The 17,876-nt window shown below is 71.2% G+C and carries 12 protein-coding genes and 2 pseudogenes; 4 read left to right on the forward strand and 10 right to left on the reverse strand.

Annotated elements, in window-relative coordinates:
• Positions 1-6: 6 nt before the first annotated feature.
• Together htpG and ACQEV8_RS04795 are read right to left on the reverse strand one after the other, a co-directional pair.
• A complete protein-coding gene (gene htpG / locus ACQEV8_RS04790) occupies positions 7-1,905 on the reverse strand; it encodes a molecular chaperone HtpG (RefSeq protein ID WP_432957586.1) in 1,899 nt (632 codons plus the stop codon).
• Between the two features lie 69 nt (positions 1,906-1,974).
• Positions 1,975-3,004 (reverse strand): annotated as a pseudogene (locus tag ACQEV8_RS04795) (RNA-guided endonuclease InsQ/TnpB family protein).
• 81 nt (positions 3,005-3,085) lie between these two features.
• Between ACQEV8_RS04795 and ACQEV8_RS04800 the strand changes: the two are divergent.
• Positions 3,086-3,300: pseudogene (locus ACQEV8_RS04800) on the forward strand (transposase).
• Positions 3,301-3,405: 105 nt separating this feature from the next.
• On the opposite strand, the gene ACQEV8_RS04805 reads toward ACQEV8_RS04800, so the two are convergent.
• From ACQEV8_RS04805 to ACQEV8_RS04815, 3 genes are all read right to left on the reverse strand, one after another.
• Complete coding sequence (locus tag ACQEV8_RS04805; protein ID WP_432957588.1) at positions 3,406-4,107, reverse strand: class F sortase; 702 nt, start codon at positions 4,105-4,107, stop codon at positions 3,406-3,408.
• A 134-nt stretch (positions 4,108-4,241) separates the two neighbouring features.
• On the reverse strand, positions 4,242-4,787 hold the full coding sequence (locus ACQEV8_RS04810) for a hypothetical protein (protein WP_432957590.1): 546 nt from the start codon (positions 4,785-4,787) through the stop codon (positions 4,242-4,244).
• Positions 4,788-5,054: 267 nt separating this feature from the next.
• On the reverse strand, positions 5,055-5,342 hold the full coding sequence (locus ACQEV8_RS04815; protein WP_432957591.1) for a DUF3040 domain-containing protein: 288 nt from the start codon (positions 5,340-5,342) through the stop codon (positions 5,055-5,057).
• Between the two features lie 335 nt (positions 5,343-5,677).
• On the opposite strand from ACQEV8_RS04815, the gene ACQEV8_RS04820 reads away from it, so the two are divergent.
• Together ACQEV8_RS04820 and ACQEV8_RS04825 are read left to right on the forward strand one after the other, a co-directional pair.
• Complete coding sequence (locus ACQEV8_RS04820; RefSeq protein WP_432957594.1) at positions 5,678-6,643, forward strand: HAMP domain-containing sensor histidine kinase; 966 nt, start codon at positions 5,678-5,680, stop codon at positions 6,641-6,643.
• A complete protein-coding gene (locus ACQEV8_RS04825) occupies positions 6,640-7,296 on the forward strand; it encodes a response regulator (protein WP_432957595.1) in 657 nt (218 codons plus the stop codon). The genes ACQEV8_RS04820 and ACQEV8_RS04825 overlap by 4 nt, the downstream gene beginning before the upstream one ends.
• 154 nt (positions 7,297-7,450) lie before the next feature.
• On the opposite strand, the gene ACQEV8_RS04830 is transcribed toward ACQEV8_RS04825, so the two are convergent.
• From ACQEV8_RS04830 to ACQEV8_RS04840, 3 genes are all read right to left on the reverse strand, one after another.
• Entirely contained in the window at positions 7,451-8,722 is a 1,272-nt protein-coding gene (locus tag ACQEV8_RS04830) for a cation:proton antiporter (RefSeq protein ID WP_432957598.1), read from the reverse strand.
• 245 nt (positions 8,723-8,967) lie between these two features.
• Entirely contained in the window at positions 8,968-10,425 is a 1,458-nt protein-coding gene (locus ACQEV8_RS04835) for an arabinose isomerase (protein WP_432957601.1), read from the reverse strand.
• Positions 10,426-10,457: 32 nt separating this feature from the next.
• On the reverse strand, positions 10,458-11,714 hold the full coding sequence (locus ACQEV8_RS04840; protein ID WP_432957603.1) for an MFS transporter: 1,257 nt from the start codon (positions 11,712-11,714) through the stop codon (positions 10,458-10,460).
• A gap of 207 nt (positions 11,715-11,921) precedes the next feature.
• Here ACQEV8_RS04840 and ACQEV8_RS04845 point away from each other — a divergent pair, with 207 nt between their 5' ends.
• Positions 11,922-15,893: a glycosyl hydrolase gene (locus ACQEV8_RS04845; protein ID WP_432972437.1), complete on the forward strand. Its 3,972-nt coding sequence runs from the start codon at positions 11,922-11,924 to the stop codon at positions 15,891-15,893.
• On the opposite strand, the gene ACQEV8_RS04850 is transcribed toward ACQEV8_RS04845, so the two are convergent.
• The gene (locus tag ACQEV8_RS04850) at positions 15,890-16,909 is read right to left on the reverse strand and encodes a LacI family DNA-binding transcriptional regulator (protein ID WP_432957605.1); all 1,020 of its coding nucleotides are present in this window, start codon (positions 16,907-16,909) and stop codon (positions 15,890-15,892) included. The genes ACQEV8_RS04845 and ACQEV8_RS04850 overlap by 4 nt on opposite strands.
• A 139-nt stretch (positions 16,910-17,048) precedes the next feature.
• Entirely contained in the window at positions 17,049-17,822 is a 774-nt protein-coding gene (locus ACQEV8_RS04855; protein ID WP_432957608.1) for a carbonic anhydrase, read from the reverse strand.
• Positions 17,823-17,876: the final 54 nt, after the last annotated feature.

Raw genomic sequence — 17,876 nt, forward strand, 5'->3', positions numbered from 1 at the left:
CCGTGACTACAGCGTGCGCTCCAGGCGGTCCGCTACCAGCTTGACGAAGCGGGCGGGATCCTTGGGCTGGCCGCCCTCGGCGAGCACCGCCAGTGTGTGCAGCAGCTCCGCGGACTCGACGAGGCCCGAGCGGTCCTCGCGCTCCCTGTACGCCTGGTTCAGGCCCTTCACCAGCTGGTGGCCGGGGTTGAGCTCGAGGATCCGCTGGGCGCGCGGCACCTCCTGGCCCATCGCCCGGTACATGTTCTCCAGGGCCGGGGTCAGATCGTGCGCGTCCGAGACGACACAGGCGGGAGAGACAGTGAGCCGCGCCGACAGGCGCACCTCCTTGATGTCCTCGCCCAGCTGCTCCCGCATCCAGCCGAGCAGCCCGGCGAAGTCCTCGGCCTGCTTCTCCCGCTCCTCGTCGGCCTTCTCGTCCCCCTGGGCGTCCAGGTCGATCTCGCCCTTGGCGACGGACCGCAGCCGCTTGCCCTCGTACTCGCCGACGGCGTCCACCCACACCTCGTCGACGGCGTCGGTGAGCAGCAGGACCTCGATGCCCTTGTCGCGGAACGCCTCCATGTGCGGGGAGTTCTCGATGCTCTGCCGGGACTCGCCGGTGAGGTAGTAGATGTCGTCCTGGCCGTCCTTCATCCGCTCCGCGTACCGCGCCAGCGTGGTCGGCTCGTCGTCGGCGTGCGTGGTGGCGAACGAGGAGACGGCGAGGATGGCGTCGCGGTTCTCGGAGTCGGTGACCAGGCCCTCCTTGAGGACGGTGCCGAACTCGCGCCAGAACGTGGCGTAGCGGTCGGCGTCCTTGGTCATGAAGTCCTTGACCGTGGACAGGACCTTCTTGGTCAGCCGGCGCCGCATCATCCGGATGTGCCGGTCCTGCTGGAGGATCTCGCGGGAGACGTTGAGCGAGAGGTCCGCCGCGTCGACGACGCCCTTGACGAAGCGCAGGTACGGCGGGAGCAGCTCCTCGCAGTCGTCCATGATGAAGACGCGCTTCACATAGAGCTGGATGCCGCGCTTGAAGTCCCGCGTGAACAGGTCGTGCGGGGCATGCGCGGGGACGAAGAGCAGGGCCTGGTACTCGAAGGTGCCCTCCGCCTGGAGCCGGATCGTCTCCAGGGGCTCGCGCCAGTCGTGGCTGATGTGCTTGTACAGCTCGTGGTACTCGTCGTCGGACACCTCGTCGCGCGAGCGCGCCCAGAGGGCCTTCATCGAGTTCAGCGTCTCGGGCTCGGGCGCGCTGTCGCCCTCGCCCGCCTCCGGGAGCATCCGGATCGGCCAGGTGATGAAGTCCGAGTACCGCTTGACGATGTCCTTGATCTGCCACGGCGAGGTGTAGTCGTGGAGCTGGTTCTCGGGGTCGGCGGGCTTGAGGTGGAGCGTGACGGACGTGCCCTGCGGCGCGTCGTCGACCTTCTCCAGTGTGTACGTGGCCTCACCGCGCGACGTCCAGCGGGTGCCCTGGCTCTCGCCGGCCCGGCGGCTCACCAGCGTCACCTCGTCCGCCGCCATGAAGCCGGAGTAGAAGCCGACACCGAACTGGCCGATGAGCCCCTCGGCCCCGGCCGTGTCCTTGGCCTCCTTCAGTTCCTGCAGGAACGTGGCGGTGCCCGAGTTGGCGATGGTGCCGATGAGCTGCCCGACCTCGTCGTAGGACATCCCGATGCCGTTGTCCCGCACCGTGAGGGTGCGGGCCTCCTTGTCGACGTCGATCCGGATGTGCAGGTCCGACACGTCGGCGTCGAGCGAGTCGTCCCGCAGCTTCTCCAGACGCAGCTTGTCGAGCGCGTCGGAGGCGTTGGAGACCAGCTCCCTCAAGAAGACATCCTTGTTCGAGTAGACCGAGTGGATCATCAACTGGAGCAGCTGACGTGCCTCTACCTGGAACTCAAACGTTTCGGTCGTCATGTTTCGCGTCTACCTCACAGGTCCCACAGTCGCTGAAATCGTGGCAGCAACTTTGGCGTGCTCCCTGGCCTAAAGTCCAGGGATTCCGGCCTGGGTCGTCTGACCCTTCCGGGGGCTTCCTGCTTCTCGGCGCTGTGCGGGCACGGGTGCCCGTCTTACCGGCGCTCCACAGGCGTTTGGTGTCTCCGCCCGTCCGGCGGCGACGATGCGGCGTCCTTCGAAGAGGACGTTGCGGGCTGCGTTGTGGTCACGGTCGTGCACGGTGCCACAGGCCCCGCACGTCCACTCCCGGACGTGGAGAGGCTTGGGGCCGTCCCGGAATCCGCAGGCCGAGCAGACCTGAGAGGACGGGAAGGCCCGGTCTGCCTTGGCGAAGATGCGGCCGTGCAGAGCCGCCTTGTACTCCAGCATGCCCACGAACGCGGACCATCCCGCGTCGTGCACGGACTTGGCGAGCCGGGTACGGCCTAGACCGGACACCGCGAGGTCTTCCACGTACACCGCTTGGTTGTCGCGAATGATCTGTGTGGAAGCCTTGTGGTGGAAGTCCCGGCGCCGGTCGGCCACCTTGGCATGCTGGCGTGCGACCTTGATGCGGGCCTTGGCCCGGTTCTTTGGTGACGGTCAGAGAAGTCGGGGCTGCCGGAAGCCGGCGGGACCACTTGACCTTGAGGTTGCCGACCCTGGCCACGTACACCGTGCCGTCGCTCTGGAGGCAGAAGGCGTTGGTGTTGAGGCGGATCGACTGCCGGGTGTCCTTCTTCGACTTGTAGCGGGGAGGGCCGGCCCTGCAACCCTGCCGCTTGACCTTGAGGCTGTCGAAGAAGTTGTTGTAGGCGGTGTCCAGGTCCCGCAGGGACTGTTGCAGGACAACCGCCGACACGTCGGCGAGCCAGGCGCGTTCCTCAGTGCGCTTGGCCTGGGTGATGCGAAGCCGGGACAGTTCGGCCGACGTCACGAACGGCAGTCCCGCGGCGTGCGCTTCCTTGCGGTCGCGCAGGCAGTCGTTCCACACCACGCGGGCGCACCCGAACGCACTCGCCAGCGCACGGCGCTGGGAGGCGTCTGGGTAGGCCCGGTAGTTGTAGCGGAGCTGCATACCGATCACCGTAGGGATGCTTCGTGGCCGCTCGCGGCGGAAGATCACATCCAACTGAAATCGCACACGAAGTGGGCAAGCGTGTTCGAGTTGACGCTCAAGTTGGCCGGAGTCGTCAACGACGAGATGCTGACGCGCTGCGAAAAGATCATGCGCAAGGCGGGCGAGGACTTCGAGGCGGAGTCGAAGGAGTTCAACGGCGAACGCGATCACGTCCACACTTCTCCGCATCGTGCGGCGGAGCACCCTTGGCGATCGTCCGCCAGTACATCGAGCAGCAGAAACGCCCGCTCTGACGTGCACGTCAGAGCAGTCTTGAGATGCATTCATCCCCGGCGTGAACGCCGGGGCTTTCTGCAAGAGTCCCGGTAAGACACCAAGTCAGGCCGTGGCCCCGGAAGTCAGACGAGGTGGGCGAACACCACCAGGTTCTCGGTGTAGTCCCGGGCCTTGCGGTCGTAGGCACCCGCGCAGGTGATGAGCCGGACCTGGGCGTCGGCCGTGTCGCCGTAGACGCGCTCGCTGGGGAAGCCGTCCTTCTCGAAGGACTCCGCTCCGTCGACCACGAAGGTCGCCCGTCGGCCGTCGGCTCGCGTCACATGGAACCGGTCCCCCTTCCGCAGCTCGCTGAGCCGGGCGAACACGGCCAGGGAGGTCGCGGTGTCCACGTGCCCGGCGATGATCGCGGTGCCGGTCTCTCCGGGCGAGTGGCCCTTGGCATACCAGCCGACGAGGTTGGTCTCGTCGGGCGGCGGGGGCGCGAGCTGACCCGAACGGTCGATGGCGAGGCCGGTGAACGGCGCGTCGACCGCGATCTTGGGGATGAGGAGGCGGAGCGGCCGGGACCGGGGCAGATGAGGCCGGGCCTTGGACGACCCGGACCGGTGGGGTCCCGCGGACGTGGACGGGGCGGCCGCGGATACAGCAGGCGGGGCGTGCGGCGGGCCTGAGGTGTCGGACGACTCGTCGCCGCCGCCGACCAGGCACAGGGTCAGGACCAGGGCGGCCACGGCCCAGAAGGCCGTCACGGCGGTGCGGAATCGCCGCTTCGACTTCTGCGGCTCGGAGCCTGAGTCGGCAGGGGCGGGAGTGCTGGCTGCCATCGGGGACCACCTCATTCGGGCACGGCAGCGCATCGGGCAGGGCAGCGGGCACGACGCGCGTGGACGACGAGCCGGGCCGCCGCGACGCGAGGGGCACGTGCGGCGGCCACGGCGGCTATGTGGTCAGGCATCGGTCATGCCGTGCCCCGCGAGGCCCTCTGGCGTCGCAGCGCGTACAGCCCGGTGCCGGCCACTGCCAGCACGGCGAGACCGCCGGCGGTGACACCCGGCGAGGCGAGCGCGCCGCCACCGGTGTGGACGCCGCCGCGCGGCTTGTCGTGCTTGCCGTGCTCGTCGTGCCTGCCGTTCTCGTCGTGCTTGTCGCCCCAGTCCTTGCCGTTCTCGTCGTGCTTGTCCCAGTCCTTGTCGCGCTTGTCGCCATAGGGGTCGTCGTGCTTGTCTCCCCAGGGGTCCCCGCCGCGCTCGCCGTCCTTGTAGGTGTCCGGGTCGTGCTTGGGGTTGTCCCAGTCGTCGTCGGCGTTCACGGCGGCAAGCGCTCCGCCACCCGTGTGTACTCCGCCGCGCGGCTCGTGGTGCTTGCCGTCTCTGTGGTGCTCCTTGCTGCTAGAAGTGGTGTCGTGGTCCCGGTCACCCATGGCCTCGGCACAGGCGGTGGGTGCGGCGATCGCGAGGGCCGCCGTGGCGGTTGCCGTCGCGAGCAGAATGCGGGCAGAGCGCATCGGTAGTCCTTCCGTCGTGGGCCGGGCAGCTGACGTCTCGCCAGCTCGGGAGACCCGGCCTCGACGTGAACCACCGTCAGTCATGCCGGGCGGTCCCACCATCCAGGACGATCACATGGGTTACGGGCCACACTCTTCCGGCGGCATTCTCATGGTGATGGCCGGCCTGTTCCCGTCGAGGACCCGGTGTACGTGGGGTCCGGACCGAGCCCGCGGGAGCGGCCTCCGGGCTACGGCTGTCCGAGGACGGCGCCGCTCACCGTGGTGTCACCGCCTCCTCGGGCCCTGCCGCCCCGGGCGGCTCGGGTCCGGGTCGACGAGCTGGGCCGACATCCCGACCACGACCAGCCCGGCCGCGATGAGCAGCCCCTGGGCCAGGGCGATGCCGGAACCGAGGACGGCCACGCCGAGTGCCAGTCCCCACCAGGCTCCGGTACGCCGGTACTCCCGGGGCCGGGCCGGACGCCCGGATCGCAGAGCCCGGGCGAACCTGGGGTCCTCCCGCTCGAGTCGCGCTTCGAGGTCGACGAGACGTTCGTCTCCGGACTGGGGCACGGCTTCTCCTTCCCGGAACCCGACAGCGCTTCGAGGCAGGGCACGGCCGAGGCCATGGCAAGTCCTGGGGTGTCGGGCCACGTGACGGTGCGGAGGGAGACGGCCCGCCGACGGACGGTCGGCCGGTCTCACCAGGGCTTCAGCTTCTCCCCCTCCAGCGGCCTCCGCCATCAGGCCCCACCCTCATCCTTCCCGGTGGCCGCCCGGTACGAACGCCGCGCCGGAAGGCCGGTGTTCGCCTCGATGATGGGTGGTGTCACGGATGGCGGCGGGGCCGGGCAGCGCACACGCTGGAGGGATGACGGAGGCTGACAGGTCGGTGGAGGCGGTACGCGGTGCCCTTGTTCTGGCGGATCTTCCTGCTGAACGCCCTCGTGCTGATCACTGCGACCGCGCTTCTGCTGGGACCCGTGACCGTCTCCACGCCGGTGCTGCTCACCGAGGCCGCGGTACTGGCGGTGGGGCTGGCCGCGATGCTCGTCGCCAACGCCCTGCTGCTGCGGGTCGGGCTCGCCCCGCTCCAGCGCCTCACGCGGGCCATGACGACGACCGACCTGCTGCGTCCTGGGCGGCGTACGGCGGTCGGCGGCCAGGCGGAGGTCGCCGAGCTGATCACGACGTTCAACACCATGCTCGACCGGCTGGAGGACGAGCGGGCCACGAGCACCGCCCGGGTCCTGTCCGCCCAGGAGGCCGAGCGGCGCCGTATCGCCCAGGAGCTGCACGACGAGGTCGGCCAGACCCTCACGGCCGTGCTGCTCGAACTCAAGCGGGTGGCCGGTCATGCCCCGCCCGACCTGCTGGAGGAGCTGCGCCAGGTACAGGAGACCACCCGGGCCGGTCTGGACGAGATCCGTCGGACAGCCCGCCGACTGCGCCCCGGTGTGCTGGACGAACTCGGTCTGGCGAGTGCGCTGAAGTCCCTCGCCACCGACTTCTGCGGGCCCTGTCTGTCCGTACGGCACCGACTGGACGCGGATCTGCCGCCGCTCGGCCCGGAGGCCGAGCTCGTCCTCCACCGGGTGGCGCAGGAGGGGCTCACCAATGTCGCCCGGCACGCAGATGCCCGGCACGCCGAGCTCGCTCTGCGGCGGACCGCCTCGGGCGTGCGGCTCTGCGTCCGTGACGACGGACGGGGCACCGGCGCCGCGCCGGAGGGAGCCGGTATCCGGGGCATGCGTGAACGTGCCCTGCTCGTCGGCGCCGACCTCAGCCTGGGTCCCGGCCCGGACCAGGGCACCGAAGTGCGCCTGACCGTCCCCGTGCCCGTACGCGACCCCGACCGGAACGGCCGACCATGACCGACTCCCCCACACGCATCCTGCTCGCCGACGACCACGCCCTGGTGCGGCGGGGTGTCCGGCTGATTCTCGACGCCGAACGCGATCTCACCGTGGTCGCCGAGGCGGACGATGGTGCCGAGGCCGTCGCCCGGGCCCGTGAGCACCGGCCCGATCTGGCCGTCCTCGACATCGCCATGCCCCGGCTGACGGGGCTCCAGGCCGCCCGGGAGCTGTCCCGGACCTGCCCCGGGACGCGGATCCTCATCCTGACCATGTACGACAACGAGCAGTTCTTCTTCGAGGCGCTCGGTGCCGGTGCCTCGGGCTATGTACTCAAGTCCGTCGCGGACCGCGACCTGGTAGAGGCGTGCCGGGCCACCATGCGGGGCGAGCCCTTCCTGTATCCCGGTGCCGTCGACGCGCTCGTCCGCGACTACCTCGACCGCGCCCGGCAGGGCGGCGCACCGCCCTCCCGGGCCATCACCGACCGTGAGGAGGAGATCCTCAAGCTCGTCGCCGAGGGCTACACCTCGCAACAGATCGCCGAACTGCTGGTCATCAGCCCCAAGACGGTGGAGCGCCACCGCGCCAACCTGCTCCAGAAGCTCGGCCTGAAGGACCGTCTGGAGCTGACGCGCTACGCCATCCGCGTCGGTTTGATCGAGCCCTGAGACCCGGGCCGCGAGGCGAAAACGCTAGGGCCTGTCGTTTGGATCACGCCGCAGACGCGGGGTCCGGCACGCGCATCTGCCGCGTTGTCGTCGGTTGCCGATACTCCGCATCGCCGCCCTCCTCCGCCTTGCAGCTGCACGCACCAGACCCCGCTCACCGGCGCTCGGCCTCGGCGGGCTGGGGAGCGGGTGGTGCGGGGCCGACTGTGTCGGCTTGCGGCTCGATGTCGTACGACGGGGCCGTGCGGCCCGGCAGGATGCCCTGGGCGGACCGGAGCGCGCCGGCCAGCAGGGAGGAGCGTCCGGCGGCGATGGGGCCGAGGACCGCGAGGACGAGGACGTACCCCGCGATGAACGGGGCGAGGCGGTTGTCGAGTCCGGCGCTGGCCGCCATGGCGGCCAGGATCAGCGCGAACTCGCCGCGGGCCACGAGGGTGGTGGCGATCTCGGCGGCGGGCTCGGCGCCGTAGCCGTACACGCGGGCGACGAGGAGCCCGGCGATGATGTTCATGACGACGGTCAGTGCGGCCGCCGCTGCGACCGGGCCGACGACGGACAGGATGTCACCGGGGTCGATGGAGAGACCGAAGGCGAAGAAGAAGATCGCCGCGAAGGCGTCGCGCAGCGGATGCACCAGTTCCCGGATGCGCGGGCCGGAGGACGTACCGGCCAGGATCAGCCCGGCCATGAACGCGCCGATGGCGTCGGCGACTCCGAGGACCTCGGCGACTCCCGCCACGAGGACGGCCGTGCCGAGGAAGGTGATGACGAGCAGTTCGCTGTCGCGGGTCGCGATCAGGCGCCCGGCCAGTTTGGTGCCGTAGCGGGCCGCGGCGGCCAGGACCAGCAGGAAGCCGAAGGCCTTGGCGCCCTGGAGGACCATGTCCCCGACGCCCTGGGCGCCGCTGATGACCGGCTGGAGCGCGGCGAGGTACAGCGCGAGGAAGATGTCCTCGACCACGATGACGCCCAGGATGAGACGGGTCTCCGGGCGGCCGATGCGGCCCAGGTCGATGAGGATCTTGGTGACGATGGCGGACGAGGAGATCCCGAGGACACCGGCGAGCACCAGCGCCTCCCGGACGCCCCAGCCCAGGGCGAACCCGAAGGCCAGACCCGCGCCGACGTTGAGCAGCAGATAGATCCCGCCCGCGGTCAGCAGGCGCCGGCCGCCGCTCTTGAGGTCGTCTAGGTGGAACTCAAGGCCCAGGTAGAACAGCAGCAGCACCAGTCCGAGCGCGGAGAGCATCTCGAAGTCGTGTGCGTCCTCGACGATGACCAGGCCCGGGGTGTGCGGGCCGAGCAGGATGCCCGCGAGCATGAACAGCGGGATCGTCGGGAGTCCGATCCTGCCGCCGAGGCGGGCGAGGAAGGCGGCGGCCAGGAACGCGCCGCCCATGGCGAGGAGGCTGTCAGCGTGTCCCACGGGTCACCGCCTTCGTGGGAGCGCGGTGGGCGGATCGTTTCACCTTGCGGGGATGGATAGGGGCTCCTCCTTCGAAGGGGGGCTCTGAGCGGGCAGCGTCGTCCGCCTCTCGGCGCACACCGAGGCCGCGGCCATGACAACCGGTACGAAAGCCTCGACGACGCTGCCAGCCTCACACGCACACCGATGGCGTCACCATCGGTGCCCGCACCCATCTCCGGGCGGGGACGACACCCATCTCCCCGTCATACGCCCCGGTGCTCGATGCCCAGCAGGCTCGCCGCCGCCCGGAAGTCGGCCGCGTGATGGCCGACCGCGAGGGACCAGTGGTGACCGACGCCGGTGGCGCTCCACGCGTCCACCCATTCGCCCGGATCGCGGCCGAAGTCGACGCGGCTGGTGGTGTTGCCGATCTCCAGCAGCGGTCCGGGGACGACAGTGCCCTCGGAGGTGACGAAGGACAGGCTGCCATCGGCGTCCTGGCCGAGGCCGAGCAGGGTGACGGGCCCGTGCCGGACGTCGAACTCGACGCTCACGCCCCAGCCGCGTTTGCCGTGGTAGACGCCGAGTCCGCGCAGCAGCGGGTCGCGGGCGCTGACGGCGAGGTGGGCGGGTCCGTCGTGGCCCATCTCCACGACGCCGTCCTCGAAGTCGAGGGCCTGGATCTCGGTGAAGGAGCCGCCTGCGCCGACGCTCTGGGAGGCGAGCTGGGCGACGCTGGTGCGCAGTTCGTACTCCCCGGCCGCGGGGACGCCCCGGGCGGTGAGCAGGGAGGCGCCCAGGATCATGCCGGCGCCGAGCCGCTCGTGCAGTTCGCCGTCGAGGCCGCGGTGGTAGTAGGCGAGGCTGTCGAGCTCGAAGTCCTCGACGAGCCGGTCCAGGGCGACCGACACGGTCGCGCCCCAGGCGAAGTCCTCGTCCACCACGCTGTCGTCGAGGGTGAACACCTGCCGGGCGAGTGCCATGCGCTCCCGGGTCTCCGCGTCGGTCACGCGCTCCACCCGGTGCCGCAGGTCGTCGAACTCCAGCACCTCCACGTGCGAGCCGAACGTCGTCGCCAGCAGCGTCGGATCGGTCTGCACATCGAGCATGCCGGGATACACGTGCCCCATGAGGCCGTGCCGGGCGTGCCGGAGCGCGGCGCGGATGTGCGCGGCCCGGATCCACTGCTCGATGCGCCGCCAGGCGGACTCCTGGCGCAGCCATCCCGAGACCGACCGGAAGGGGATGCCGGCGCGCCGGAAGACGTTGCCGACCTCGGGCACGGAGCACTGGGCGCAGTAGGCCAGCCAGTCCCCCGTGTCGAACGTCGCGTGGTTCATCCTCTCGGTCGGCTGGAGATCGATGACCAGCACGGGCGTGTGCGAGCGCTGCGCGATCGGCAGCACCATCGACGACGTCAGATAGGTCGTCAGGAACAGCACGATCAGATCGCAGTCGGCCCTGCGCAGCAGCTCGGCGGCCCGCGCGCCCTCCTGCGCGTCGGAGACGAATCCGGCGTCGGTCACCTCCGCGTCCATCCCCCGGAAGCGCTCCGCGACATAGCCGGCCGACTCCTTCAGCTGCGGGAGGAGCCCGGGGAACTGCGGCCAGTAGGTGCCCAGTCCCCCGGCGACCAGCCCGATCCGGGTGCGGCGCCGGGTGACCGGCGGGAGCAGGTCGTGCAGGGTCCCTACGGCCGTTCGGTCCGCGGTCGTTGCCATGGCTGGCACTCCTTGTCAGGGTCTGCTGCGGCTCAGGTGCTGGGAACGCGCAGGTCCGTGCTGTCGCGTACCGCACCGGAGGAACGCGGCACCAGGACGCGGATGATGAACACGCCCGCGAACGCCGCCGCCGTCATACAGGCGGTGATCGTCCAGAGCAGGACGGTCGGGCTGTGGTCGGCGAGGGCGGGGGTGAAGAACGCGGCAACCGCGAAGACCCCCCTCGATACGGCGTAGGTCAGGCCCTGGGTGGTGCCCCGGGTGTCCGCCGGCAGCGTGAGCTGCGACCACACCTTGTAGTTCGCCTCTCCGGCGAAGGGGTGGGAGAGCTGGTAGAGGACGAAGAAGACGAGCATGCCGACGAGCGCGCCCGCGGTCAGGGACGCGATGACGAAGGCGAGGATCTGCACCACCGCGGCCACGTGGAACAGCCGGTCGCGCCACGGCGTGTCGGCGACCCGGACGAAGGCGATGGTCAGCAGCACCCCGATCGGGATGAAGGCCAGGTTGATCCCGGTGGCCAGGCTCTGCGAGGCGTCGCTGACGGTGACGAGCAGATAGGTGCCGAACTGGCCGAACGTGTTGGCCCCGAGGCCCCAGGTGACGTAGAAGACGAAGGTCGCGGTCATCGGCAGCAGGGCGGCGCGCGTCCAGATGTTCTTCAGGGAGACCCTTTGCGGGGCCGCGTCCGTTTCGCTCTCCGACGGCTCGTCGGGCAGTTTCAGACGGGAGCGGTAGGCCCAGGTGACGAGCGCGGCGACGGCCAGCTGTCCGGTGATGAGCCGGGCCCCGGTCATGCCGGTCGTGGACAGGACGAAGCCGAGGAAGATGGCGACGGCGATGCCCAGCATCCACATGACCTGGGTGAAGGCGACGAGCCTGCCCCGGGCCCAGGAGGGCGCGGCGTCCGAGACCACGGCCAGGGACGTCGGCAGATCGGCGCCGGCCGCGAGCCCCGCGACCAGGACACCGATCAGCAGCGTGATGTCGTCCGGGGCCAGCGTGATGAGGATCGCGCCGAGGGCGAAGCAGAAGATGTCCCAGTTGTAGACGCGGCGGCGCCCGAACAGGTCGGCGAGCCGTCCGCCGACCAGGGACCCTACGGCGATGCAGCCGGTGACGATCGCGCTGATCGCACCGGCCATCCACACGCCCATGTCGTAACTGTCGCGGTAGATGGCCAGGTTGACGGAGATGCTGACGATCAGCCCGGCATCGAGATAGGAAGCCATGCCCGACAGGGCGGCGGCCTTCCAGAGCTGTTTCGGAATGGGGCGGGTACCGGCCATGATGCGACTCCGTCGTCTGGTGACATCGCGGTTCCGAGGGCCTGGTCGCAGCGAATATAGGGTGAGAAAAACGTTGCAACAAGATGTCGCGCGCGAATGCGTGACATTACGTCGGCCTTGCCGCCACGGAGCGCGGTATGGCGTCACCGTGCCAGGTCCCCTACGGTGAAAGTGGCCTAAAAACGTTTCAGGGGAAGGACCGTGTCCGTGCTCTCCCCCGCGCTCCGACGCCTGTTCGACGACCCGCCCCGCGACTTCGGCCCCACTCCCCTGTGGTGGTGGTCGGGTGCCAAGGTCACCCGGGAGCGCCTGGCGTGGCAGTTGCGGGCGTTCGCGCGGGGCGGTGTCCACAACCTCGTCGTGATCAACCTGGCCCCGGCCGGCCCGACGTTCGGTGCGCGGGCCGACGATCCGGCCTGGTTCGGCGAGGAGTGGTGGGCGCGCTTCACCGACGCCTGCGAGATCGCCGCCGAACTGGGCACGCGCCTGTGGTTCTACGACCAGATCGGGTTCTCCGGCGCCAATGTGCAGGGCGGTGTGACACGGCGTCATCCCGAGGCGGCCGGCCGTGCGCTGCGCTGTCACGACGTCACCGTCGCCAGGGGCACGGTCGCCGTCGGTGATGCCGAGACCCCGCTGGCCGCCTGTACCCCGCAGGGCCGGCGCCTCGATCTGGCCACGGACGGCGCGGGCCAGGTGTGTGTCGCGGCCGCCGACGGGACCGAGGTACGGCTCGTCACCACCGTCCCCACGGCGTTCGACTACCTCGACCCGCACGCCGTGGGCCTGCTGATGGACACCGTCCACCACGAGTACGACCGCCGGGTGCCCGAGTACCTGGGCACCGTCATCGCGGGCAGCTTCCAGGACGAACTGCCGGGCACGAACGCGTGGAGCCACCGCTTCGCCGACGAGTTCCGCGCCCGGCGCGGCTACGACCTGCTCGACCACCTGCCGGCCCTGTTCGGGACGAACGCCACCGTGCCGGAGGGAGAGATCCGCGCCGACTACTACGCGGTGCGCGCGGAGCTCACCGAGGAGGCCCTGTTCCGGCCGCTCGCCGACTGGCACCGCGAGCGCGGCCTGCTGCTCGGCAGCGACCAGAGCCACCCGGCCCGCGCGGGCTTTCCGGCGCAGTCGACGCAGATCTACACCGACTACTTCCGGACCCACCGTTGGTACAGCGCCGCCGGCAGCGACCATCACGGTGACGCCAAGGTGCACTCCTCCATGGCTCACCTCTACGGCCACGAGCGAGTGTGGATCGAGGCGTTCCACTCCTCGGGCTGGGGCGGCACACTGGAGGACACGTACCACTGGCTGCTGCCGTTCCTGCGCAGCGGCGCGAATCTGTACAACCCGCACGCCAGTTACTTCGGCACGGCGGGCGGCTGGTTCGAGTGGGCGCCGCCGTCCACCGACTGGCGCCAGCCCTACTGGAAGCAGTACCCGGCGTTCTCCCGGGCCGTGGCCCGGATCTGCTCGATCATGTCCTGGGGCAGCTGTTCGGCCGACGTGGCGGTCCTGCATCCGACCGCGACCATGCAGGCGCTCATCCCGCTGGACGTGCCGGTCCAGCACTTCGGCGACGGCCGGCTGGGCGACGGCCATGCCGATGCCGACGAGACGCAGCGCCATTACCTGGACCTGTGCGGCACGAACAACTGGCTCGCCCCGCACGTCGGCAGCCTGGACCGGCACGGGATCTCCTTCGACGTCGTCGACGACGACTCGGTCCAGCGTGCCAACGCCACCGACGGCGCCCTGCGCGTCAGAGACCTGGCGTACAGCGCGGTGCTGCTGCCCTCGGCGAGTGTGCTGGAGGCTGAGACCGCGCGGCGGCTGGCCGAACTCCTCGACGCGGGAGGGCGGGTCGTGGTCGTGGGGCGTCCGCCCGGGACGGCCGCGGGCCGGTCCGGTGACGACGCGGTGGTGGCGGCCCTGCTGGCCCATCCACGGCTGGAGCGGGTGCCCGGCCCGGAGGCCGGTGCGGCGGCGGTGGCAGGCGCCGCCGGGTACGCCACCGGTGAGGTGCCGCTGCTCGTCAGGCGGCAGGGGAACGAGGCGGTGGCGCTGGTCACGGCGGCCTTTCCGGAGATCGGCGCGCATCCGTTGCGGCCCGGCGCCTCCCCGCCGGGCCTCGCCGTCGGCACGTCGTCCGTCACCGTGCGGGCCGAGGTGGCCGAGGCCGAGGTCTGGAACCCGGCGACCGGCTCCCGCCGTTCCGCGCGCGTCACCGTGTCCGATACCGCCGACGGCGCCGTCTCGACCGTCGAGGTGCCGCTGGACGGCGCCCCGGCGGCCCTGGTCGTCTGGCGTGAGGGCCGCCCGGCACCGACGCCGCCGGAACAAGACTCACCCGACCGGGTGCTCGACCTCTCGGCCGGCTGGCACGGCCGGCTGATCCCCACCCTGGACAACACCTGGGGCGATCTGGCCCTGCCCCCGGGCTCCTCCGTGGACGAGCCGCAGCTCTGGACCATGGAGTGGTCCGAGGGCAAGGGCGCGGTGTGGGAGCGGGCCCGGGCCACGTACGGCAACCGGGTCCGTGTCCTGCCCCCGGTGCCCGTCGGCCAGGTGCCCGAGCCGCTGGACGCCGAACGGGCCGAACGAGTCCTGGCGGGCGAGCTGCCCCTCGTACCGCCGGACGCGGGCTGGGACGTCGCCGTGTACTCGTCGAGCCGGGGCATCCCGGAGCCGGGCGGGCTGCTGGGCCTCAAGGGGCTGGTGAACGAGGAGTTCGTCCGCGTGCCCGTGCCGGCCGGCGCGACGGCGGCCCGGGTCCGGACGATCGTGGAGACCGATCACCGGGGGGCCGCCGAGCTGCACGTCGGCGCGGAGGCCCGCAAGCGGGTGTGGTGGAACGGCGAGCTGCTGAGCCCGGACGGCGACGGGTACGTGGCGTCCGCCCGGATCACGGTGGCCCGCGCGCGGAACGTGCTCGAATACGAACTGTCCGACGCCCAGGGCCGTCCCTCGACGATCTCGGCCGAGGACGGCACACCGCTGGGCAGCTTCTTCTGCCTGTCCGCGGCGGGTGGGCTCGGGCCGCGTCCGCGGTTCATGCGCCCGCCGGACGGTGTGCGGCCGGACGGCAGGGTCACGTACCGCGCGGGGCTGCGGGTCCCGGGCGAGGACGCACGGGCGGTGCTCGTGGTGGGTGCCGCCTCGGCGGTCACCGTGCTGCTCGACGGGGACGTCGTGGCGCGGCAGGAGAAGGTGGAGTACTACGCGGCGGACTGGGGCGCCGTGCCGCAGTTCTTCCGCCATGAACCGGTGCTCGGGGCGGGCGAGCACACCCTGGAGGTGGTGTCCGACAGTGCCGATGCCCGGGACGCGGTGTTCGTCGACCTGGTGGTGCGGTCCGGGGACGGAGTGACGGCTCTGGTCAGCGGCGCCGGCTGGGAGGCCGGGACGGGCGGGTGGCGGGGGCGGACCGTCGAGGACGAGCGCAGAAGGGGCGAGCTGCGGCACTGCCACGCCGCGGTACGGCCGCACCCGCTGCCGGACACCGGGTGGCTCACCGGCCGGCCGGTGCTCGCGGGCACCGTGTGGCCGTCGCGGTCCACGGACGACGTCCACGCGGTCCCGCAGCGCTTCCGGTTCACGGTGCCGGCGGGCACGGTGTCGCTCGACCTGCCGCTGGTGCTTCCCGCGAGCGTGCGCGTCGGGGACGGACCGGAATCACGCCTGGAGGGGCATCGGCTGACACTCCGCCAACCACTGTCGGCGCCCACCCCGGTCGAGGTGGTCACCGGGCCGACGGCGGTCCTGCGGGGCGGCTCCGCCTGGCGGGGGCCGGTGCGCGTGCGGACCGTACCGGCGCCGCTGCCGCTCGGCGACTGGCGTGAGCTGGGGCTGGGCAGTTGGAGCGGCGGCGTGACGTACGCGCGTGCGCTCCAGGTGCCGCCGGGGCCCGATCCCGTGCTGGATCTCGGGCGGGTCCGGGGCAGCGTGGAGGTGTCGGTCGACGGGGAGTCCGCCGGTGAGGCGTTCTGCGCGCCGTACCGCTTCCCGTTGTGGGGCGCCGCCGGGCGTACCGTCCGGGTGGAGGTGACGGTCCGGGGCACGCTGGCGCCGTATCTCGCGGAGGCCACACCGACCGCCTGGGCGTTCGATTCCCAGTTGTCGTCGGGGCTGCTGGGCCCGGTGACGCTGAGGGTGCCCTCCGACGTCTAGTCGCCGGGGAGCGGCCGGGTGGAGTCGCGCAGGACGAGGCCGGGGGCGAAGACGCGGGTCTCGTGGAGATGGTCCGCACGGGCCTCGATCTCGTCGAGCAGCATGTCCACGGCCGCCCGGCCGAGATCCTCGACCGGCTGCCGGACCGTGGTCAGGGTCGTCGCCCCGAAGGTCGCGACGTCGAGGTCGCCGTAGCCGACCACCTGCACGTCTTCAGGGATGCGCACGCCCCGCTCGGTCAGTCCCCGGCACAGGCCGGCCGCGAGGAAGTCGTTGGTGCAGAAGACCCCGTCGGGCAGGTGCTCGAGCTCGCGGCCGATCTGCGTGCCGTACGCGACGGTCATCCGCTCGGCGACGACCTGGTCCAGACGTGCCTCGCGCCGGCTGCGGACGGCCTGCCGGGCGCCCTGGTTTCGGTCGGCGCACTGGCGTATGCCGCGTTCGCCGTTGACGACGAGGATGTCGCGCGCCCCGCTGTCGAGGAGGTGCTGTACGGCGATGCGGCCGCCGGCGATGTCGTCGACAGAGGCCGAGCAGCCCTCCCGGTCGGGCATCGCACGGTCGGCCAGGACCAGCGGGATGCCCCGCTCGCGCAGCCGGGCAAGACGTCCCGGGTCGGCGCTGAGCGGCACGACGACCACGCCGACGGCCCGCTGTTCGACGAGCATGCTGAAGTAGCCCTGCTCCCGCTCCGGGGCGTCGCCGCTGTGGCAGAGGACCAGGGAGTAGCCGTGGTCGTAGGCCGCGTCGGCCGCGCCTCGCGCGATGCGCGCGTAGAAGGAGTTGGTGACGTCGGGCAGCACGAGCCCGATGGCTGAGGAGTGGCCGGTGCGCAGGCCCGACGCTCCCGGGTGCGGGACGTAGTCGAGCTCGGCGACCGCGACGCGGACGCGCTCGGCGGTCCGTGCGGTGACGCGCTCGGGCCGGTTGAGCACGTTCGACACCGTGGACACCGAGACGCCGGCGGCGGCCGCGACGTCCTGGATGCGGGCGGGGCGTGCCGGAACGGCGTCCACCCCCTCGCTGTTGCGGCCGTGCGACCAGGCACGACGGCGGCCTTCATGAGCGGCCGCAAGTATAACGTGACCGGGCGTGGAACGTTTTTCCCGCCCGGTCTCCGTTGTCTCCGAATCAGGATCCGAGTGAGGCTCCGAATCAGGCGGAGGGCGCGCCGCTGAGGACTTCCACCCGGCCGGTGTCGAGCGAGTAGTAGGCGCTGACGACCGCCAGGTCGCCCTTCTTCACCAGTGGGGCCAGGTCCTTGTTGGACCGCAGGTCGGCGGCGGTCTGGTTGATGTGGACGCGGGTCATGGCGTCGACCGGGTCGGCGTGCTTGCCCTTGGCTGTCTCCTCGTACGCCGGCTCGAGTGCGTCGGCGATCGACTGCAGGTTGCCGGGCAGTTCCTTGCCGTCGCGCAGCGCCTCGTACGCCGCCTTGACGGCACCGCAGCGCTGGTGGCCGAGAACCACGATGAGCGGGGTGCCGGCCGTCATCGGCCCGTACTCCACGGAACCGACGACGACCGGTCCCACGACCTGTCCGCCGGTACGCATCACGAAGAGGTCGCCGAGCCCGGTGTCGAAGAGCAGCTCCGGCGGCACCCGGGAGTCGATGCACGAAAGGATCACGCCGTAGGGCTTCTGCTCCTCGGCGACGAACTGGCGCCGCTTCGGGTCGCGGTCGGGGTGCTGGAGGCTGCCGTCCACCCAGCGCTTGTTGCCGTCCATCAGCCGCGCGAACGCCGCCCAGGGCGAGTCCGGTCGCGCGGCCGCGACGGGAGAGGGAGACGTGCTCGCGCCCGCGGCCGCTGCCGTCCCCTTGGCCGCGGAGTCCGTCTTCGACGAACAGGCGGTGAGCAGAGCCGCGGTGGTGGCAGCCAGCCCGCCGGTGAGTATGGCCCTGCGCTGTGGTGCTCCGGTGGTGCCCATGTAGCCGTCCCCTGTGATCGCCGCTCCCCTGGTGGGAGCCGGTGATGCCACTGT

Source organism: Streptomyces sp. CA-179760 (genome assembly GCF_050937045.1).
Classification (GTDB): Bacteria; Actinomycetota; Actinomycetes; order Streptomycetales; family Streptomycetaceae; genus Streptomyces.